General features: G+C 37.3%; 17 protein-coding genes. 8 read left to right on the top strand and 9 right to left on the bottom strand.

Going from position 1 to position 18,681, the window contains the following annotated elements; all coding sequences use genetic code 11:
• Positions 1 to 301 precede the first annotated feature (301 nt).
• The 4 genes from glgA to rsmC form a co-directional block, all read right to left on the bottom strand.
• Positions 302 to 1,774 carry a glycogen synthase GlgA gene (gene glgA, locus H5084_RS02510; protein ID WP_310735726.1) on the bottom strand — a complete coding sequence of 491 codons (1,473 nt, stop codon included), beginning with the start codon at positions 1,772 to 1,774 and terminating at the stop codon, positions 302 to 304.
• A gap of 81 nt (positions 1,775 to 1,855) precedes the next feature.
• On the bottom strand, positions 1,856 to 3,079 hold the full coding sequence (glgC, locus tag H5084_RS02505; protein ID WP_182689429.1) for a glucose-1-phosphate adenylyltransferase: 1,224 nt from the start codon (positions 3,077 to 3,079) through the stop codon (positions 1,856 to 1,858).
• Between the two features lie 56 nt (positions 3,080 to 3,135).
• Positions 3,136 to 4,362: a glucose-1-phosphate adenylyltransferase gene (glgC, locus tag H5084_RS02500; RefSeq protein WP_182689428.1), complete on the bottom strand. Its 1,227-nt coding sequence runs from the start codon at positions 4,360 to 4,362 to the stop codon at positions 3,136 to 3,138.
• Positions 4,363 to 4,491: 129 nt separating this feature from the next.
• The gene (gene rsmC / locus H5084_RS02495) at positions 4,492 to 5,541 is read right to left on the bottom strand and encodes a 16S rRNA (guanine(1207)-N(2))-methyltransferase RsmC (protein WP_182689427.1); all 1,050 of its coding nucleotides are present in this window, start codon (positions 5,539 to 5,541) and stop codon (positions 4,492 to 4,494) included.
• Positions 5,542 to 5,766: 225 nt separating this feature from the next.
• On the opposite strand from rsmC, the gene H5084_RS02490 reads away from it, so the two are divergent.
• Positions 5,767 to 7,680 carry an EAL domain-containing protein gene (locus tag H5084_RS02490; protein ID WP_182689426.1) on the top strand — a complete coding sequence of 638 codons (1,914 nt, stop codon included), beginning with the start codon at positions 5,767 to 5,769 and terminating at the stop codon, positions 7,678 to 7,680.
• Positions 7,681 to 7,739: 59 nt separating this feature from the next.
• On the opposite strand, the gene H5084_RS02485 is transcribed toward H5084_RS02490, so the two are convergent.
• Positions 7,740 to 8,681 (bottom strand): 1-aminocyclopropane-1-carboxylate deaminase/D-cysteine desulfhydrase, encoded by a 942-nt coding sequence (locus H5084_RS02485; RefSeq protein WP_182689425.1) that lies wholly within the window; start codon positions 8,679 to 8,681, stop codon positions 7,740 to 7,742.
• 154 nt (positions 8,682 to 8,835) lie between these two features.
• On the opposite strand from H5084_RS02485, the gene H5084_RS02480 reads away from it, so the two are divergent.
• The 5 genes from H5084_RS02480 (at position 8,836) to H5084_RS02460 (ending at position 13,008) form a co-directional block, all read left to right on the top strand.
• Positions 8,836 to 9,168, top strand: coding sequence for a YnfA family protein (locus H5084_RS02480; RefSeq protein WP_182689424.1), 333 nt, complete (start codon positions 8,836 to 8,838; stop codon positions 9,166 to 9,168).
• Positions 9,169 to 9,304: 136 nt separating this feature from the next.
• Complete coding sequence (locus H5084_RS02475) at positions 9,305 to 9,682, top strand: MmcQ/YjbR family DNA-binding protein (RefSeq protein WP_182689439.1); 378 nt, start codon at positions 9,305 to 9,307, stop codon at positions 9,680 to 9,682.
• A 367-nt stretch (positions 9,683 to 10,049) separates the two neighbouring features.
• A complete protein-coding gene (locus tag H5084_RS02470; RefSeq protein WP_182689423.1) occupies positions 10,050 to 11,120 on the top strand; it encodes a TRAP transporter substrate-binding protein in 1,071 nt (356 codons plus the stop codon).
• Between the two features lie 82 nt (positions 11,121 to 11,202).
• Positions 11,203 to 11,706, top strand: a complete 504-nt coding sequence (locus H5084_RS02465; RefSeq protein WP_182689422.1) for a TRAP transporter small permease subunit — start codon at positions 11,203 to 11,205, stop codon at positions 11,704 to 11,706.
• 12 nt (positions 11,707 to 11,718) lie between these two features.
• Complete coding sequence (locus H5084_RS02460; protein ID WP_182689421.1) at positions 11,719 to 13,008, top strand: TRAP transporter large permease subunit; 1,290 nt, start codon at positions 11,719 to 11,721, stop codon at positions 13,006 to 13,008.
• Between the two features lie 312 nt (positions 13,009 to 13,320).
• On the opposite strand, the gene lipA is transcribed toward H5084_RS02460, so the two are convergent.
• The 4 genes from lipA to H5084_RS02440 all read right to left on the bottom strand — a co-directional run bounded on the left by lipA (position 13,321) and on the right by H5084_RS02440 (position 16,494).
• The gene (lipA, locus tag H5084_RS02455) at positions 13,321 to 14,289 is read right to left on the bottom strand and encodes a lipoyl synthase (RefSeq protein WP_028867394.1); all 969 of its coding nucleotides are present in this window, start codon (positions 14,287 to 14,289) and stop codon (positions 13,321 to 13,323) included.
• Positions 14,279 to 14,932 carry a lipoyl(octanoyl) transferase LipB gene (lipB, locus tag H5084_RS02450; RefSeq protein ID WP_182689420.1) on the bottom strand — a complete coding sequence of 218 codons (654 nt, stop codon included), beginning with the start codon at positions 14,930 to 14,932 and terminating at the stop codon, positions 14,279 to 14,281. Before lipB ends, lipA begins: the two co-directional genes overlap by 11 nt.
• Before the next feature lie 25 nt (positions 14,933 to 14,957).
• On the bottom strand, positions 14,958 to 15,221 hold the full coding sequence (ybeD, locus tag H5084_RS02445) for a DUF493 family protein YbeD (RefSeq protein WP_028867396.1): 264 nt from the start codon (positions 15,219 to 15,221) through the stop codon (positions 14,958 to 14,960).
• Between the two features lie 115 nt (positions 15,222 to 15,336).
• Complete coding sequence (locus H5084_RS02440; RefSeq protein WP_182689419.1) at positions 15,337 to 16,494, bottom strand: D-alanyl-D-alanine carboxypeptidase family protein; 1,158 nt, start codon at positions 16,492 to 16,494, stop codon at positions 15,337 to 15,339.
• A 468-nt stretch (positions 16,495 to 16,962) separates the two neighbouring features.
• Between H5084_RS02440 and H5084_RS02435 the strand changes: the two genes are divergently transcribed.
• Both H5084_RS02435 and H5084_RS02430 read left to right on the top strand, forming a co-directional pair.
• Positions 16,963 to 17,301 (top strand): P-II family nitrogen regulator, encoded by a 339-nt coding sequence (locus H5084_RS02435; RefSeq protein WP_028867398.1) that lies wholly within the window; start codon positions 16,963 to 16,965, stop codon positions 17,299 to 17,301.
• Positions 17,302 to 17,331: 30 nt separating this feature from the next.
• On the top strand, positions 17,332 to 18,549 hold the full coding sequence (locus H5084_RS02430) for an ammonium transporter (protein ID WP_182689418.1): 1,218 nt from the start codon (positions 17,332 to 17,334) through the stop codon (positions 18,547 to 18,549).
• Positions 18,550 to 18,681: the final 132 nt, after the last annotated feature.

Raw genomic sequence — 18,681 nt, 5'->3', positions numbered from 1 at the left:
AAATAACTTATTTCTTCGTTGTAACTTTCATAAAGGAAACAACCATTTAGTTCAATTTACGCCTTGAACTAAGTCATTTTTCCTGCGCAAAATTTAGATCACTTATTTAATGTAATCGGTATTATACCAACTCCGCTAACTCACTGAACAATCTTACTAGTTAAAAGAAACTATTTTCGCGTTAAAATTTTTGTAAAGGAAAAAAACATTTACGGCAATTTGTTGCTTAAACTAGCTCTTTTTTCAGTTTATTCTTTCAATAATAGCAATATATATTACTCGTCTATTTTACTGATTTTTTTTACCAATGCTGGTGTAAGTGTAATGCTCTTTGATATAAACGTTCATAATGTTTCGCTGAATCTGACCAATAAAAATGTGATTGCATTGCCTGTGTTTTCAAACGAAACATCTCTTCAGGATGCTCAATATAAAGCAGTACCACACGACGTAATAGATTTAATAATTGATCTGCGTTAGCGTCATAAAACATAAAACCATTTGCATGTTCTGGATCTTGGTCATAATCAATGACGGTATCTTTTAAACCGCCAACTGCGCGTACTATCGGTAAAGTACCGTAGGCTAAACTGTATAATTGGTTTAAACCACAGGGTTCGAATATCGATGGCATTAAAAAGAAATCTGCACCAGCTTCAACCATGTGTGACAGTTTATTGCTGTAAGTATTAACAAACTTAAACTTATCTGAATAATGTTCAGATAAAGCAGTTAAATGCCCTGTAATACCCGGATCGCCAGAACCAATAATGATTAGTTGTACGTTATGCTTTAAAAAACGTTCTAAAATTGGCTGAATTAAACCAAAGCCTTTTTGATCTGTTAAGCGACAAACCATACCAAAAATAGGTAAATCACCTACTTCAAGCCCTACCTCTTGTTGTAACGCTTGTTTGCATTTTTCTTTACCGGATAGATCTTCATGGTTAAAGTTAAATGGAATTAAGTTATCTGTTTCAGGGCTCCAATCATTATAATCACAACCATTTAAAATACCTTCAAAGTCATGGATACGCTCGATAAAGTGATGTGACATACCATGAGAGCCTAAAGGTGTTAATAGTTCGCTGGCATAATTGGGGCTAACGGTATTGACTTTATCTGCGTAAATAACGCCGACTTTTAAGTAATTAATGTAACTATAGTTTTCTAAAACACGTTCATCCATACATGAGCTAACTTCTGGGATCAGGTTTAATTGTGACTTTTCAAAAATACCTTGGTATGCAGAGTTATGACTGGTTAGCACGGTTTTGGTATGTGCAAAATGAGAATGATCATGGAAACGTGTTTTTAGCAGGTAAGGTACTAAACCTGTATGCCAATCATTACAGTGAATGATATCAGGAGAGAAACCTTCGGCTAATGAAGTCAGTAGCGATGCTAAGCTGAAAAATGCAAAACGCTCTCCATTATCTTGATATGCATTATTTTCTTCGCCATAAAACCCAGCGCGGTCAAAATAATGTGCGTTATCAATGGCTAAAACTTTAATCCCATCCAGTGATAACTCTTTTACTGTGAACTGTACATCTGGTCGAGAGGAGTCTGTGTGCAACGTTAGTTGGTGTACTTGTTGAGCATGTTCACGGTGTTCAATAGTGCGATAAAATGGTGTAATAATAACCACTTCATGGCCTAAATTGCGAAGTTCAAGCGGTAATGCTTTCGCTACGTCTGCAAGGCCACCTGTTTTAGAAAAGCCTTCAACTTCAGACGAAATAAATAAAATTTTTAATTTTTGAGAATCCACTGGGACCTCCTTTGGTATAGGCCATGGATAGCTATAAAAAAAGCCACCAGAAATAGTGGCTTTTAAAATCATTATGCTGGTTTAAAAACCGATTCTAGATCCTTTCGGAATAACTACAATACCTTCATCAGAAACGGTAAAGCGTTTTTTGTCATCCTCTAGATTAACACCAATTTTTACTCCATCGGCAATTCTTACGTCTTTATCAATAATTGTTTTTGTAATAACGCAATTTTTGCCTATTTTAGTATCACCTAATAACACTGATTGATAAATATCCGTACCTTGACCAACAAAACAATTAAAACCAAGAACTGATTTTCTGATCGTTGCACCAACAATTAGAGCGCCATCAGAAATCAATGAACGACGAATAGTACAGGTCACATCACCATCATTTTGGAAGTTAGCTGCAGGAAGCGGTGGGTAATGCGTATGCATTGGCCATGCTCTATTGTAGAAAGAGATAGGTGGAGTGGATTTTAGTAGATCCATATTCGCTTCCCAGTATGACTCAATCGTACCTACATCACGCCAGTAAGCTTCACCTTCCTCATTGGGGATTTTATTGGTCGTAAAGTCATACACAAAAACTTTACCGCTTGGCATTAAATAAGGAATGATATCTTTACCGAAGTCATGACTTGATTCATCATCTGCTGCATCGCGGATCAATTCGTTTTGTAACTCTTCAGATTTAAAAACGTAGTTACCCATTGATGCCAGAACATGGTCTGGGTCGCCTGGAATCGTTTTAGCATCCTCTACTGCTGGTTTTTCTGCAAAACCTATCATACGGCCTTCTTCATCGACTTCGATAATACCAAAGTGATAAGCCTGATCTTTAGGTAGGCGGATCGCAGATACAGTTAATATTGCATCTTTTTCTTTATGAAATTCAATTTTTTGTCGAATATCCATTTTATAAATATGGTCACTACCGAATATACAGATGGTGTCTGCTTCATCTGATTGGATAAATTGTAAGTTTTGATAAATTGCATCGGCTGTGCCGCTGTACCAATGTTTACCTTTACGCATTTGCGCAGGAATGGCATCAATAAAAGTATCAGTAAAACTATTTACTTCCCAAGCTTGACGAAGATGATCATTTAAAGATTGAGATTTAAATTGAGTTAGTACGTAAATACGTAACAAGTCAGAATTCACAAAATTATTAAGTACACAGTCAATTAGACGGTAACTTCCTCCAAACGGCACAGAAGGTTTAGTGCGCGATTGGGTTAAGGGGTAGAGGCGTGAACCTTCACCACCTGCTAAAATCATCGAGAGAACTTTTGCCATGAGAAAACCTCATCTAAGTAATATAAAAAATTGTCATTTGTTAACCCTATGCCAGTTTAATCAAAACCTACACGGCTACCTTTTGCAATCACAACAATGCCATTTTCAGAGACAGTAAAATGCTTGCGATCCTCTTCTAAATTTTCACCAATAACCATGCCTGGAGCAATCTCTACGTTCTTATCTAGTATTACATTAGTGAGGCGAGCACCACTACCAACTTTAGCGTTGCCTAGGAAAATACAGCCTTTTATTTCTGCATTGGTACATAAATGCGTTCTGAAACCTAAGATAGAGTTTTCGATGGTTGCACCATTAATGTAGGAACCAGCGCCAAGGTGTGATTTAGATACATGACTTACAGAATTACCTTGGTCGCGGAATGTTGCTGGTGGTAATGGTGGGTGATAAGTGTGTAATGGCCAATGTTTGTTATATAAAGAAATGGGCTGATTGTCGTTTAATAAGTCCATATGCGCTTCCCAGTAGGAATCGATAGTACCTACATCACGCCAATAGGCATGTTCTGGCTCACCTGGGATTTTATTTTTACTAAAGTCATACACAAAAACTTTACCCTGAGGGAACAGTTTAGGAATAATGTCTTTACCAAAATCATGAGTAGAGTCTTCTATTACGGCATCTTTTTCAAGTTCTTCTACCAATGTGTCGGCTTTGAAAATGTAATTACCCATTGAAGCTAATACATGGTCGGGATCTCCTGGAATCGTTTTTGCATCTTCAACAGAAGGTTTTTCTGCAAATCCAATCATATGACCAGCTTCATCAATTTCGATTATACCAAAATGGAAGGCTTGCTCTTTTTGCACTCGAATTGCGGCAACTGTTAAGTCTCCTCCCATCTCTTTATGGTACTCAACCATTTGTTGCACATCCATTTTATAGATATGGTCACTACCAAAGATGCAGACATGTTCGGCGTTGTTTTTGGTGATGAAACGAGAGTTTTGATAGATGGCATCTGCGGTTCCTGAATACCAGTTCTTGCTTACACGTTGTTGTGCCGGTACTGCTTCAATGAAGCGGTCTCTAATGTTAGAAACTCGCCATGCTCGGCGTAGATGAATGTTGAGAGATTGGGATTTGAATTGGGTTAGTACGTAAATTTTCATTAAATCAGCATTGACGAAATTATTTAATGCAAAATCTACTAATCGGTAATTGCCGCCAAAAGGCACGGCGGGTTTGCTTCGGTTCTGGGTTAATGGGAAAAGCCGAGAGCCTTCACCCCCAGCAAGAATCATAGCCAAAATACCAGCCATAAGAGCCTCCACATATTTTGTATAATAAAAACTATGCCAGTACGGCGATAGCGCCTGTTCAATTATTTAATAATTTCAACTGTCTGACACTAGCAATAAAAACAAAGTTATGAAATACCTGCTTGATGATTATTTGAGACAGCTCAATACTTTAAATTTATTGTTTTGGGCATTTTCAAAGAATTTTTTATAAGTAAGGGTTAAAAGTGGTTCATAGCGTAAGAATTTATTGGCTACAATGGTCAATTTTCCTTTCTTTTTCAAAAAATTAATGGATTGATTTATAAAGGTTTCTGCAGCGTCATAGTTTGTTTTTTGACCAGAGTGAAAAGGAGGGTTCGAAAGCAATACATCATATTCTTTGCTTACGTTGGAAAAAACATCCGATGCAAACACATTTGCGTGCAAATTATTTTTTTCTAAAGTTAACTTAGCACTAGCAAGCGCATAAACGTTAACATCAATTAAATCTAAGGTTAGTTTTGGATGCTTTTTCAGTAAATAGCAAGAGAGTACGCCTGCACCACAACCAAAGTCTAAGCCATCTCCGCTTAATTGTTCAGGTAAATTGTTGAGTAAGAGTTCACTGCCTTTATCTAATTCTCCAAAGCTAAATACACCAGGCAATGAGCGAATAGTTAGAGATATATCATTAATGTTAATCTGGTAATCTTTTATCCATTGTTGCTGGTCAAAAGGAGCGACGGCTTTAGTTAGCTGCGAATAAATAATGCTGCAATGACGAGCTGAGTCAATAGTATTGCTATTTTCAGCATAGGGAGTTAACAAAGTCGCTACACTTTTTATTCCACACTTTTTCTCACCGACTAATATAATGTCGGCATTGTTCTTTAGGTGAGGAGTCAGGTTTGCCAATAAATATTCAATTTCTGTCTTTGCTTTAGGAATATAAATCAATAATAAATCGAACTTCTCTTGAACATCCCTGCCTTGATAATCAGCGGTAAAGTGTACTTCAGAAGATCCCAGTTGGCCTTCTAATTGATGATAATAACGATAATCATTAAAACAAAAACAGCTTGATGATGCTATTTTTTGTAAATGAACTGGGTAATGATCGTCAATGTTACCTGCAACTAAAATAGACTTTCCGGAAAATAAAGATTCATTACGCTGTAAAACTTGACTTGGATTTGAATAAATTTGATTAGAGGCCATATAAAAGTCCTATTACAGCTTGTTATTAAAAGTTTGATGTTGATATATCTATGCTACTTCGACCTTACAGCTGATAATGCATTTGAAGCTGCAGGCGTACATATACCTAAAATGCATAAACATGGGTATTTAAGTCATTAGGTTATAGAGTATGAGGACAGTATTATAAGGGTATTTTAGCGATTACTCACCTACTCATGGAAAATAGTTTTTCACAGGGATGTTATGAAGTTTACTAATAAATTTACGTTTATTACGAGTGCGATTGTGTTGACTTGTATTGCATTGGTACTGGCAGGAGGAATGGTTAGTTTACGTGCTTTGTCCTTAAAGTATCATCAGCAACGTATTGATAGCATTATTCAAGTTATTGAAAAACAAGTCGCGAAGCAAACTACCATCACACAATTCGATCACTGGTTACCTGATGTGCTGGATGCCTCGGGAGTGGTTCGTTTACGTGTTGAGCGGGATCAGCAAATTGTTTATCAAAACTATTATGAAGGGCGACGCTATTTTCCTTCTCGATTACTATTGCGGTATGACTACGATCTGAAGTATTACCCCGGCGTTCGAATAATAATACATACTAGGCAGCCTTTTTCTGATCTCAAATTTACCTTTTGGCCATTATTAGGGATCACCTCTGCAGTTATTTTATGTCTTAGCTTATTATGGTTTGCTATTCGTTGGATGCGACGTTCTTTTTATGGTGCCGAGCTATTAGAGCGTCGCGCTCGTTACTTATTACAAAATAATCCAACCGCACGTTTTGCGCAAAAAGGTGAGTGGCCAAAAGCTGCTAGTAAAGCCTTGGACGTATTGTCTGAGCGATTAGAAAATAGCCGTAAAGAGCGAAGTATCTTTGATACACATATTCGTGGGAAAGTGTTTTTAGATGAAGACACAGGTTTAGGTAATCGCTTAGCCTTTGAAAATAGGTTAGATGCAGTGGCGATGGACGAAAACTTTTTAGCTAGCACCTTAATGCTAATTAGTTTGACTGAGTTAAGTGCTGCTAAGTATCAGTTTGGTGCCGATGAAGGTGAAAAAATCATCCAGCAGGTTGTCGATTTACTGCACCATTTTTGTGGTCGCTACGGCGATAGCTTTTATGGCAGGATTCAGAAGTCAGAGTTTGTGGTCCTATTGCCACAGATGTCCTACCAGGAAACCAAAATAGCCGCTAAACAGTTAACTAAACTGTTGTATCAATTGCATTTACCAGAGGCATCTTGGATTGATAATTTTTTCCATATTGGCGTGGTTAACTTTCCTTTGGGCGCTAAAACCATGCATATTATTGATGATGTTAATCAATCATTATTAGTCGCAGAACATCAAAAAGTAAGTGGTTGGCATCTATCAGAGGAAGATGAAAACCAAGCTATTATTGTTAAAGGAACAGTACGTTGGCGTGCATTATTAACGGATATTTTAGATAGACAAGCGCTGTTAATGTATCGACAACATCTTATGCATCGCGATGCCATGAGTATTTTATATTGTGAGTTATGGCCTCGCATTATCGGATACCAAAAAGAAATTATTGCCGCTGGTACTTTTATGCCAATGGCTGAGAAGTGTGGTTTAGTTGATCAAATAGACAAACAAATGCTAGAAAAAGTATTGGCGTTGTTGGTGATGCGTGGAGAGTTGTCTAAACCTATTGCAGTTAATTTAGGTGCTCATCTTCTAATGAATAAAAAAAATCACCAATGGTTTATGTTCGAGTTAATGCAACAGACTCGACAAATTCGCCATAATTTAGTGATTGAAGTGTCAGAGCATTTGATCAACAAAGATTATTTTGCACTTCGTTCAGCCTTAATTGCTTTACAAAAAGTGGGTTGTAAGATTGCAGTGGATAATGTGGGTAAGTCCGTGGTCAATACCTCTTATATACTGGATTTTAATATTGATTACCTAAAACTACATGCGAGTTTAATCCGTGATATTCATAATCGTAAAACTAATCAAATCGCAGTACAAAGCTTAATGGCTAGTTGCTTGAATAGTCATGCGAAAGTGATTGCGGTTGGTGTGGAAAGCAAAGAAGAGTGGGAATGCCTCTTACGACTGGGTATTTATGCTGCGCAAGGATCGTTATTTTCGACCCCTCAGGCAATGAGTATTTAACGTTTCTGCTAAGTTAAAGGCTATTTTGTTGGGTCTAAAATTAGCAATCACAACAGCGTTTAAAATTTCTGTTGTGATTTTAACCCCGCTAATCCCTGTAACCCACCGGTATGTACCGCCACTATGTGCGTACCGATAGGAAAAAATCCTTGTTCAATTAATTGCCATAATGCATAAAACATTTTCCCGGTATAGATAGGCTCTATCGGGATTGTTGTTTGTTGTGTAAATTGACGGCAAAAATCCGCTAATGCTGGCGATACCTTTCCGTACCCTCCTTCATGAAAGTCCGTATGTAAATGCCAATTTAACGAGTTTGCTTGAGGTACAAAGTGAGTCACAGTGTCACACAAATAATGTGCATTTTTAAGCACTGCAATGCCATGAACTTGCGTTTGGGGAGAATGCTTTAATGTGCCACTGATTAAACCTGACAAAGTACCTGCACTGCCTGTTGCGGTAAAAATATGATCTACAGGTTGCTCAGATTGTTGCGTTAATTCTATGCATATTTCTTCAACGCCAGGAAGAGCTAAACGGTTACTGCCTCCTTCAGGGATAATATAAGCATCGCTATATTGTGATTGGATTGTTTGTAAATACTCAGCCTGTTCTTTTAAACGGTAGGTTTTTCTATCCACAAATTGTAGCTGCATTCCCCATTGTTGAGCTTGTGATAACGTTGGGTTGGCTGCATAGTGGGCTTCGCCTCTAATGATGCCAGTGGTCTTCACATTGAAGTGTTTACCAGCGGCGGCCAGAGCATGGATGTGGTTAGAAAATGCTCCGCCAAAACTAAGTATATGTTGTTGATCGTTTTTTTCTGCATGCAATAAGTTATATTTTAATTTCCGCCATTTATTGCCGGATATTTCCGAATGTAATAAATCATCCCGTTTTATTGACACCTTTACTCCATGAGCAGTGAGGAAAGGGAGAGTGATTGATTGTAAAGGGCTAGGAGGCAGCTGCTGATATATACTGCTTTCTGTGAATCTCATTTACTTTATTACCTATAACGGGAAAGGACAGTTTTTTGTATCTTATACGAGTTAAATTTATCATGATATACATGATTAAGTGCTTAATTGACCGGTTTGATTTTTAAGGTGTTTAACTTTTTCTTTACGTCTACTTTATCCCTTGAGGAATAGCATGTTTGAATTAAAAACCATTGCGCTTTTTGTATTGACTGCGATTACTGAAATTGTAGGTTGTTATTTACCTTATCTTTGGTTAAAACAGGATAAAAGTATCCTATTATTATTGCCTGCGGCCTGTAGCCTTGCGCTATTTGCTTGGTTGCTTTCTTTGCACCCAGCCGCTTCAGGGCGGGTCTATGCGGCTTATGGCGGCGTTTATATTTTTGTTGCAATAGTCTGGTTATGGGCGGTTGATGGGGTAAAGCCTACAGTCTGGGATATGGTGGGGGCTTCAGTCGCATTAGCGGGAATGGCTATTATTATGTTTGCACCTAGAGGGACTTGATGTTTAGTTGTCCTGTTAGTGGAGTTACTATGCGCTTAGTTATTTATTAAAAATAAGGGTAAGTTCGCATGAAAACTTTATTGAATGCAGTTAAATTACAGAACGATATTAATGATTAACGATAAGGTGCTTTATTATTAACTATCAACGATTTAATCAGTTTTGTGCTTCATTACCTGCTACGACTTATGTTCAACAGTGGGGCGGCTCACATGTGTGGAAAGTCGGTGGAAAAGTCTTTGCGATTGGCGGCTGGGGAAAAGATCAAACACCGGCTTTCACTTTTAAAACATCAATATTGAATTTTGGATTTCTAAGTGAAGTTGAAGGCTATAAGCCAGCTCCTTATTTCGCTAGTCGAGGCATGAAGTGGATCCAGCTATATGATGGTGATGCAGCAAAAGACCAAGATTTACACTATTACTTAAGTGAGTCGCATCGACTAGTATCATTAGGTTTAACTAAAATAAAACAGAAACAATTAGACTTAAATCAGAACCCCAATGATTCATAGTTCGCTTATCTTTCGTTTACATATAGCTAAGTATATGATTCATTTAAACGGTTAAAATAATGTATTGCCTCAACATCACTTCCTTACCTCAATATCACTCCTTATTTTAGTTCATCATCTTTGTTCTTTTTTCTGACGTTATTCCTTCATTTTTTATTGCGTGATCCCTCTTTAATGATCAAAAAATAGAGCCTCGTGTGATATGAGCAACAAATTGTTAATTAAAGAGATTCATATTTTTTAGTGAAATGGCACCCTATTAACAAATAGGTAACATTTAGTTTAATGAAGCTTAATAAATTTACATATTTTTATTGGATTGCTGAATAAGCAATAATTTCAATTCTAACCTTACATGGAGTTAACAATGCTGAAGACTTTTTATAAAAGTACCTTAATCGCGGCAGTTGTCATGGTGACAAGTGCTAATGCTTTTGCAGCTGATAAAGTATATCGATTGAAACTTGCTGAATCGTGGGGACCTAATTTCCCTGTTTTTGGCGATTCAGTTAAAAATATGGTGAAAATGGCTGAAGAGATGTCTAATGGCCGTTTAAAAATTCGTGTTGATTCTGCGAATAAGCATAAATCAGCATTTGGTGTTTTTGATATGGTTAAAAGTGGTCAATATGACATGGGCCACTCAGCAAGTTATTACTATAAAGGCAAAGTGCCAAATACACTCTATTTCACCACTATGCCCTTTGGTATGACAGCGATGGAACAGCATGCGTGGTTCCAATACGGTGGTGGCCAAGAGTTAATGGATCAAGTTTATGGCGAGCATAATTTAATGGCTTTCCCTGGTGGTAATACAGGGGTGCAAATGGGTGGCTGGTTCCGTAAAGAAATTAATAGTCTTGAAGATCTACAAAACTTAAAAATGCGTATTCCTGGTTTTGCGGGTGAAGTACTGGCTAAGTTAGGTGCGACTCCGGTTAATATCCCACCTGGTGAGTTATATACATCATTAGAGCGTAATACCATTGATGCGTTAGAGTGGGTAGGTCCATCACTTGATTTACGTATGGGCTTCCATAAAATTGCACCGTTTTATTACATGGGGTGGCATGAGCCTGCAACTGAGTTGATGTTTATTATCAATAAAAAGAAAATGGCTTCATTACCTGCAGATTTACAAGCAATCTTAGAAGTGGCAATGCGAAAAGCTGCTTATGACATGTATGTACAGTCATATGCATTAAGTGCTGAAAACTGGGCGGTAATGACCTCTGAGTTCCCTAATATTCAAGTTAAAACATTCCCAGCTGAAGTATTAACTGCAATTAAAAAAGCAAATAATGAAATCCTTGCTGAAAAAGCAAGCAGTGATGAAATGGCTGCAAAAATCATTAAATCACAGCAGGATTATTTGAAATTAGTACGTGTGTGGACTGATATATCTGAGTACGGTTACATCAAGAGTACCAAAGAATAACAGTTACACTTCTCATTAAGGCTACTTTATGTAGCCTTTTTTCTTTTTCACCTCTCTGTTTACATAGAAGGAATTATCTTAAATGGAAGGTTTGCAAAATTTCTTTGATCGCTTCTCAGATTATATTGGTAAAATTTCTACAACATTGATGCTACTACTATTAGCCAACGTTTTTTATGATGTTGTGGCTCGTTATTTTTTTAAATATAGCTCCATTGGTTTACAAGAATTAGAGTGGCATATCTTTGCTTCTATGTTTCTACTAGGTATTGCTTACACACTAAAAGAAGAAGGGCACGTTCGTGTTGATATTCTTTATGAAAAACTCAGCCTTAAAAATAGAGCTTGGATTAACTGCATAGGTTGTGTGCTGTTCTTGCTGCCTTTTTGTGCTCTGGTTATTTGGTACAGCTACGATTTTGCTCTGGAATCTTATCATTTGAATGAAACCAGTGGCGACCCAGGTGGTTTATCACACCGTTGGTTAATTAAAGCAATGATCCCTCTTTCTACTCTCGCACTTGTGTTTAGCGGATTAGGTATGTTGGTAAAAAATCTGCGCTGTATTGTTGAGAAAGATATTTAAAAGGGACTTTTTATGATTGGCATTATTATGTTTGGTGTGGCTTTATTGCTACTACTAACTGGTTTCCCTGTTGCATTTGTATTTGCAGGTGTGGCATTAATATTTGGTGTGTTTGCCGAAGGTTTTGAGTTATTTGCTTTTATGCCTTATCGCATCATGAGTATTATGGAAAACTCGATTATGATGGCCGTTCCGATGTTCATCTTCATGGGGAACGTTTTACAAAAAACCAAATTAGCTGAACAATTACTAGAAGCCATGGGGCAATTATTTGGCCGCATACGTGGCGGTGTTGCAGTTTCAACTATTTTAGTAGGTTGTTTGCTTGCTGCTTCAACAGGTGTTGTAGGTGCTTCTGTAGTGGCGATGGGCGTTATCTCTTTACCTGTTATGCTCAAGTACAACTATGATAAAAAACTTGCGACAGGTGTTATTTGTGCCTCTGGTACATTAGGGCAAATTATTCCACCATCTATCATTTTAATCATTCTTGGTGATGTGATGGGCGTACCGGTTGGTGATTTGTTTAGATCTGCGGTATTACCCGGTGCAGTATTGGTTGGGGCATTTATTCTTTATGTATTGATTTACGCTTTCTTCAAACCAGAGTCTGCACCTGCGCTTCCTGAGTCTGAATCTGCAGGGCATGGAATGAAACCTTGCTGGACAGCGTTCAAAGCTATTGCTCCACCTCTAGCACTTATCTTCTCGGTATTAGGTTCAATATTTTATGGTATTGCGACACCAACAGAGTCTTCTGCAATCGGTGGTGCTGGTGCTATTTTACTGGCTATTTTGTACCGCCAATGTTCTTGGAAAGTGTTGTGGGAGTCTTCACTAGAAACTGTGAAAGTAACAGCAATGGTATTTGCAATTTTCATTGGTGCAACTGCCTTTTCAATGGTCTTTTCTTATACCGGTGGGGAAGAAATTATTGAAGAGATCATGTTCAGCTTGCCGGGTGACAAATGGGGCTTTTTAATCATATCAATGTTGGTTATTTTAGTACTGGGTTTCTTCATCGATTTTGTTGAAATATCTTTTATTGTGGTACCAATGTTGTATCCAATTGCTGAAATGATGGGTATAGATTTAACATGGTTTGCGATTTTAATTGCAATGAACCTACAAACCTCATTCTTAACGCCCCCCTTTGGATTTAGTTTGTTTTACTTAAAAGGTGTGGCACCACCAGAAGTCAAAACCATGGATATCTATAAAGGGGTTATTCCCTTTATTCTATTGCAATTGTTAGTATTAGCTTCAATTGTAGTGTTCCCAGGATTTTATGGGTTTGAATAATGCTCAAAGAGTCTGAGTTTTAGTAAGTTACCGATAAAACTATTGTCATTAAAAACCTCTCCTGTAGAGGTTTTTTTATAGGATTTTTTTATAGGATTTTTTTGTCGGTTTTATGAAGGGAATTATGTTTTTTTAGAGTATAGATATTGGTAAAAAAGTATGGGTTTTGCCAGTTAAAGAAAAAAGCCTACTTTGAAAGTAGGCTTTTTAACAACACAGTATTGTTGCTCATTAATCGTTTTAAGTGCTATTTATAACAATGACAAAACGTCATAACAGTACCATAACACCACTACGATGAGGGTATGTAGGTTACTTCACTTCTTTACCTGATGCTTGTAGATCCGCATGGTATGAAGAGCGAACTAAAGGCCCACAGGCAGCGTGCTCAAATCCAACTGATTTTGCCATTTCACCTAATGCGTCAAACTCTGCAGGTGGCACGTAACGCTCCACAGCAAGATGTTGTAAACTAGGTTGTAAGTATTGCCCTAAGGTCAACATAGTCACTCCATGAGCGGCTAAATCTTTAATTACCGTTTCAATTTGCTCATTGGTTTCGCCTAGTCCCATCATTACACCTGATTTAGTCGGTACCGTTGGGTGCTGTTCTTTAAATTTTTGTAACAATTGAAGAGACCATTTGTAGTCTGCGCCTGGACGAACTTGCTTGTACAAATGCGGTGCCGTTTCTAGGTTGTGGTTAAATACATCAGGCACATCTTTTTCAAAACAAGCCAGTGCTTTATCCATACGACCTTTAAAGTCCGGCACTAAAATTTCAATTTTTATGGCTGGGTTAAGTAATCGAATTTCACGAATACAGTCAGCAAAATGTTGTGCACCACCATCTCTTAGATCATCACGGTCAACGGAGGTGATCACCACATACTTTAGCTTCATATCTTTGATCGTTTCAGCTAATTTTTTTGGTTCATCTTTATCAACAGCCAATGGTTTACCATGGCCTACATCACAGAAAGGACAGCGACGAGTACAAATATCACCCAAAATCATGAAGGTAGCTGTACCGTGGTTAAAGCACTCATTTAAGTTCGGGCATGAGGCTTCTTCACATACTGAGTGTAATTTGTTTTTACGCAGTGCGGCTTTAATTTCATTGACGCGAGTATTATCTGCAGCCAGCTTGATTTTCATCCAAGCGGGTTTTTTTAAGATAGTGCCTTTGTCTGATGGAATAACTTTAATAGGTATATGAGACATTTTATCTGCATCGCGCAGTTTATTGCCCGCGGTTAATTGGCTTGGCTTAGTGTTCATTAATAAAGCTCTCTATCTGTGTGTATTGTAAATTCTGATTTAATTTCTCAATCAATAACGGCGATAATTCAGCGACGGAAGAGGTTAATCCTAAATCGCGACACTGGGTCATTTCTAATCCAGCATAACCACAGGGGTTAATCTGTAGAAACGGGGTAAGGTCCATATCTACATTTAAGGCTAAACCATGAAACGAACAGCCTTTACGAATCTTTAATCCTAATGACGCAATCTTTTTACCATCAACATAAACACCCGGTGCATCTGGTTTAGCTACTGCAGTAATATTATGATCCGCTAGTAAATCAATGATGGCTTGCTCAATAATAGTCACTAAGCTACGTACATTAAAATCTTTGCGGCGTATATTAATTAATAAATAAGCGATTAACTGTCCGGGAGCATGATGTGTTATCTGCCCACCTCGGTCACTTTTAACAACAGGAATATCTGTATGTGTTAATAAATGCTCTGCTTTTCCGGCTAACCCTTGCGTGAAAACAGGCGTATGTTCAACCAGCCAGATTTCATCAATCGTTTCTTGATCACGTTGCTCCGTGAAATCACTCATTGCTTGCCAAGTTTGCTGGTAGGGTTGAACCCCTAGGTAGCGAATAATTAATTTATCTTGTATTAATGTCATGAGCTTAGCTTATAAATAGACTGGTTTATAAAATAAAGCGAACAAGTTCAAGCTTGTTCAATTCACTATAAATTTCTTCTATATGTTCTTTGCTAGTAACAATCACTGGTACAGCTAAAGAATGATAGTTGCCTTTAGAGCTGGGTTTTATGGTCGGAGAATAGTCACCTGGTGCTATTTGTTGGATAACACTGATCACTTCTGGAACCAATTGAGGATGAGCCATACCCATCACTTTAAATGATAAACTACATGGAAACTCTAATAATTCATCAAATTTAGTATTCAATGCCATGACTAACTCCTAATTGAGAGATTGATTGAAAGTTAAAAGTGAGGACAAGCCTCACTGATAAAGATCCTATTAATGTTATATAGGTAATATAGCTTATATGGGGACTTTTTTAACCAAACCAACCAATAAATAATAATTTAATATAATCGATGATACGGCTGAAAATACCACCTTCTTCAACTGTCTCTAAAGCAATAAGGTCATAACTTGCTATTGCTTCATCTTCTAAGGTGTAATTTACACGGCCCACTTTGTCACCTTTTTGAATAGGAGCACGTAGTTCATTATCAATGACAAAGTCAGCTTTTAAATTCTGTGATTGATTACGTGGAAGTGTCAGCGGTGTATCAACTGCAACACCTAAACGAATGTTTGCTTGTTGACCCATCCAGATACGTTCACTAGCTAATTGATCATTTGCTTTGTAAGGAGTAATTGTTTCAAAAAAGCGAAAGCCCCAGTTAAGTAGTTTTTTACTTTCTACTTTACGTCCTTCATCTGAACGAGCACCCATTACAACACTGATCAAACGCATGCCATCTTTAGTTGCTGAAGAAACTAAGCTGTAACCTGCTGCACTAGTATGACCTGTTTTAATGCCGTCTACGTTTAAGCTTTTATCCCACAAGAGACCATTACGGTTATATTGAACAATACCGTTAAACTTAAACGATTTTTCACTATAAATTCGGTATTCCGCTGGTACGTCTGTGATCAATGCTTTAGCAAGGATCGCCATATCGCGAGCAGTAGTATGGTGGCCGTCTGCATGTAAACCGTGGCTATTAACAAAGTGAGTATTGTCCATGCCTAGTTGTACTGCCCATGAATTCATTAAATCTGCAAATGCGCCTTCACTGCCAGCAATGTGCTCAGCCATAGCAACACAAGCATCATTACCTGATTGAATAATAATACCGCGATTCAAATCTTCTACAGTGACTTCTTTACCTACTTCGATAAACATTTTTGAAGAATCTGGAAAGTTTTTTGACCACGCATTTTCAGAAATAGTTACTTTATCATCAAGATTTAAATTACCTGATTTAAGCTCCTGCCCAATGATGTAACTGGTCATCATCTTAGTCAAAGATGCTGGCTCTAGTAATTCTTCACTGTTGTTTTCAGAAAGTACCTTTCCTGAGTTGAAATCTATTAATAAGTACCCTTTAGCAGCAATAGAGGGTGCTTTAGGAATGATCATAGGAGCAGAGAATACATTAATGCTAAATAAGAAAGTGATAAGCAGTAGGCTTACTTTTTTCATGTTACATACCTTCAAGGTTGTTAAGTCGAAAAATTGTTACGCACTATAGCAGATGAAGCGTTATTTGCTAAGGGGCTAAGATGATTTGTTGAGTAAATATTATGGCTTTGTGTCTGTTCACCATTAAACCTTATTAATGAGTTTAATAAGGTTTATCTATCCTTATTGTATATCTTTTGGTTGCAATACTCTTAAGTTGTCATGCAAACAGTTAAGCAAAATGTAAGGGTAAGAAACTTCGGCAAAAAAATATTAATTAAGTTCGCTACAAATATTTATAAATAGAATTCAAGTGTTTCATATTAGTGCAGAAGAAGAATATTAAACGCACTGAGTTGGTGCGAAATGATTAGTTTAAAATATTTAATATATTTAAATTGTTGTTATTAAAGATAAATTTATTTTGGCACGTTAGTTGTAAATAGAATCATATATGTAAACGTTAAATACACATTAAAGGAATATATGATGAAAATGTTAACCGCAATTATTAAACCATTTAAGTTAGATGAAGTGCGTGAAGCCGTAATGGGTATCGGCATTGCTGGTGTTACTGTTTCTGAAGTTAAAGGTTTTGGTCGTCAAAAAGGACATACCGAGTTATATCGTGGCGCGGAATACCAAGTAGATTTTTTACCAAAAGTAAAATTAGAAATTGCAGTCAAAGATGATGATATTGAGCGTTTAGTTGAAGCTATCGTTGGTGCTGCAAATACAGGGAAAGTAGGTGACGGTAAAATATTCATTCAACCGTTAGAGCAAGTTGTTCGTATTCGTACTGGCGAATTAGACGAAGAAGCACTTTAAACCAAATTCATTAAGTTAAGGATTACCATTATGGAAACGACAGTTACAGAACTACGATTTGCGTTAGATACCTTTTATTTTTTAATTTCGGGTGTTCTTGTTATGTGGATGGCAGCAGGTTTTGCCATGTTAGAGGCGGGTTTAGTTCGTTCTAAAAATACCACTGAAATTTTAACTAAAAATATCGTGCTTTATGCTATTGCTTGTACGATGTTTTTACTTGTTGGTTACAACATCATGTATGTAGACAACACTGCAGGTGGTTGGTTACCTTCATTTGGTTCATTGATTGGTACTCAAGCAGAGGGTGCAGACCATTCTCTAGAGTCTGACTTCTTCTTCCAAGTAGTATTTGTTGCAACGGCAATGTCTATCGTATCGGGCGCTGTTGCTGAACGTATGAAACTATGGGCATTCCTTATTTTTACCGTATTTTTAACTGGTTTTATCTACCCGATTGAAGGTTTTTGGACATGGGGTGGCGGTTTCCTAAGCGAAGCTGGTTTCAGTGATTTCGCTGGTTCAGGTATCGTTCATATGGCCGGTGCAGCCGCTGCATTAGCCGCAGTATTATTACTAGGTGCTCGTCGTGGTAAATACGGTAAAAATGGTAGTATTCACCCAATCCCAGGTTCTAACATGCCACTTGCTACTTTAGGTACATTTATTCTGTGGATGGGTTGGTTTGGTTTTAACGGTGGTTCACAACTATTAATTTCTGATGCAGAAAACGCATCTGCAGTAGGCCTTATCTTTTTAAATACTAATGCAGCAGCTGCTACAGGTGCTATTGCAGCACTATTAGTAAGTAAGTTTAAATGGGGTAAAGCAGATTTAACAATGATTTTAAACGGTGCATTAGCTGGCTTAGTTGCGATTACTGCTGACCCACTATCTCCATCACCATTGTTTGCAGTCGTGATTGGTGCTATTGCAGGTATTATTGTTGTGTACAGTATTATTACTTTTGATAAATTGAAAATTGATGATCCAGTAGGTGCATTATCAGTACACGGTGTATGTGGTTTATTCGGTCTATTAGTTGTGCCAATGTCAAATGACGGTGCATCATTTATGTCTCAATTATACGGCGCAGCGGTTATCTTTGGATTTGTATTTGTTTCTTCATGGATCGTTTGGTCTATCATCAAAGTAACAATGGGAATTCGCGTTACAGCTGAGCAAGAAGATGCAGGTATGGATTTACACGATTGTGGTGTAGAAGCTTACCCTGAGTTTAAAGATTAATTACAGCTGATTATTAACGCTGAGTATTTTTAATATTTAAGATAATGCGTTAATTAAAACTGAAATCCCTACTTTATTATTTAAAGTAGGGATTTTTTTTATATTAACTTTGGATTATTCAATCTAAACTAT

Source organism: Psychromonas sp. SR45-3 (genome assembly GCF_014163575.1).
GTDB lineage: Bacteria > Pseudomonadota > Gammaproteobacteria > Enterobacterales > Psychromonadaceae > Psychromonas > Psychromonas arctica.
Note: the sequence above shows the minus strand (reverse complement) of the source record. Positions and strands in the feature narration are given on the sequence as shown.

What these genes read in the sequence shown, in the direction of transcription:
- lipB (WP_182689420.1), bottom strand. Translation starts at nt 14,932, where the DNA reads ATGACATTAATACAAGATAAATTAATTATTCGCTACCTAGGGGTTCAA.
- H5084_RS02435 (WP_028867398.1), top strand. Translation starts at nt 16,963, where the DNA reads ATGAAAATGTTAACCGCAATTATTAAACCATTTAAGTTAGATGAAGTG.
- H5084_RS02465 (WP_182689422.1), top strand. Translation starts at nt 11,203, where the DNA reads ATGGAAGGTTTGCAAAATTTCTTTGATCGCTTCTCAGATTATATTGGT.
- H5084_RS02460 (WP_182689421.1), top strand. Translation starts at nt 11,719, where the DNA reads ATGATTGGCATTATTATGTTTGGTGTGGCTTTATTGCTACTACTAACT.
- H5084_RS02430 (WP_182689418.1), top strand. Translation starts at nt 17,332, where the DNA reads ATGGAAACGACAGTTACAGAACTACGATTTGCGTTAGATACCTTTTAT.
- H5084_RS02490 (WP_182689426.1), top strand. Translation starts at nt 5,767, where the DNA reads ATGAAGTTTACTAATAAATTTACGTTTATTACGAGTGCGATTGTGTTG.
- H5084_RS02485 (WP_182689425.1), bottom strand. Translation starts at nt 8,681, where the DNA reads ATGAGATTCACAGAAAGCAGTATATATCAGCAGCTGCCTCCTAGCCCT.
- H5084_RS02480 (WP_182689424.1), top strand. Translation starts at nt 8,836, where the DNA reads ATGTTTGAATTAAAAACCATTGCGCTTTTTGTATTGACTGCGATTACT.
- rsmC (WP_182689427.1), bottom strand. Translation starts at nt 5,541, where the DNA reads ATGGCCTCTAATCAAATTTATTCAAATCCAAGTCAAGTTTTACAGCGT.
- glgC (WP_182689428.1), bottom strand. Translation starts at nt 4,362, where the DNA reads ATGGCTGGTATTTTGGCTATGATTCTTGCTGGGGGTGAAGGCTCTCGG.
- H5084_RS02440 (WP_182689419.1), bottom strand. Translation starts at nt 16,494, where the DNA reads ATGAAAAAAGTAAGCCTACTGCTTATCACTTTCTTATTTAGCATTAAT.
- H5084_RS02470 (WP_182689423.1), top strand. Translation starts at nt 10,050, where the DNA reads ATGCTGAAGACTTTTTATAAAAGTACCTTAATCGCGGCAGTTGTCATG.
- glgC (WP_182689429.1), bottom strand. Translation starts at nt 3,079, where the DNA reads ATGGCAAAAGTTCTCTCGATGATTTTAGCAGGTGGTGAAGGTTCACGC.
- lipA (WP_028867394.1), bottom strand. Translation starts at nt 14,289, where the DNA reads ATGAACACTAAGCCAAGCCAATTAACCGCGGGCAATAAACTGCGCGAT.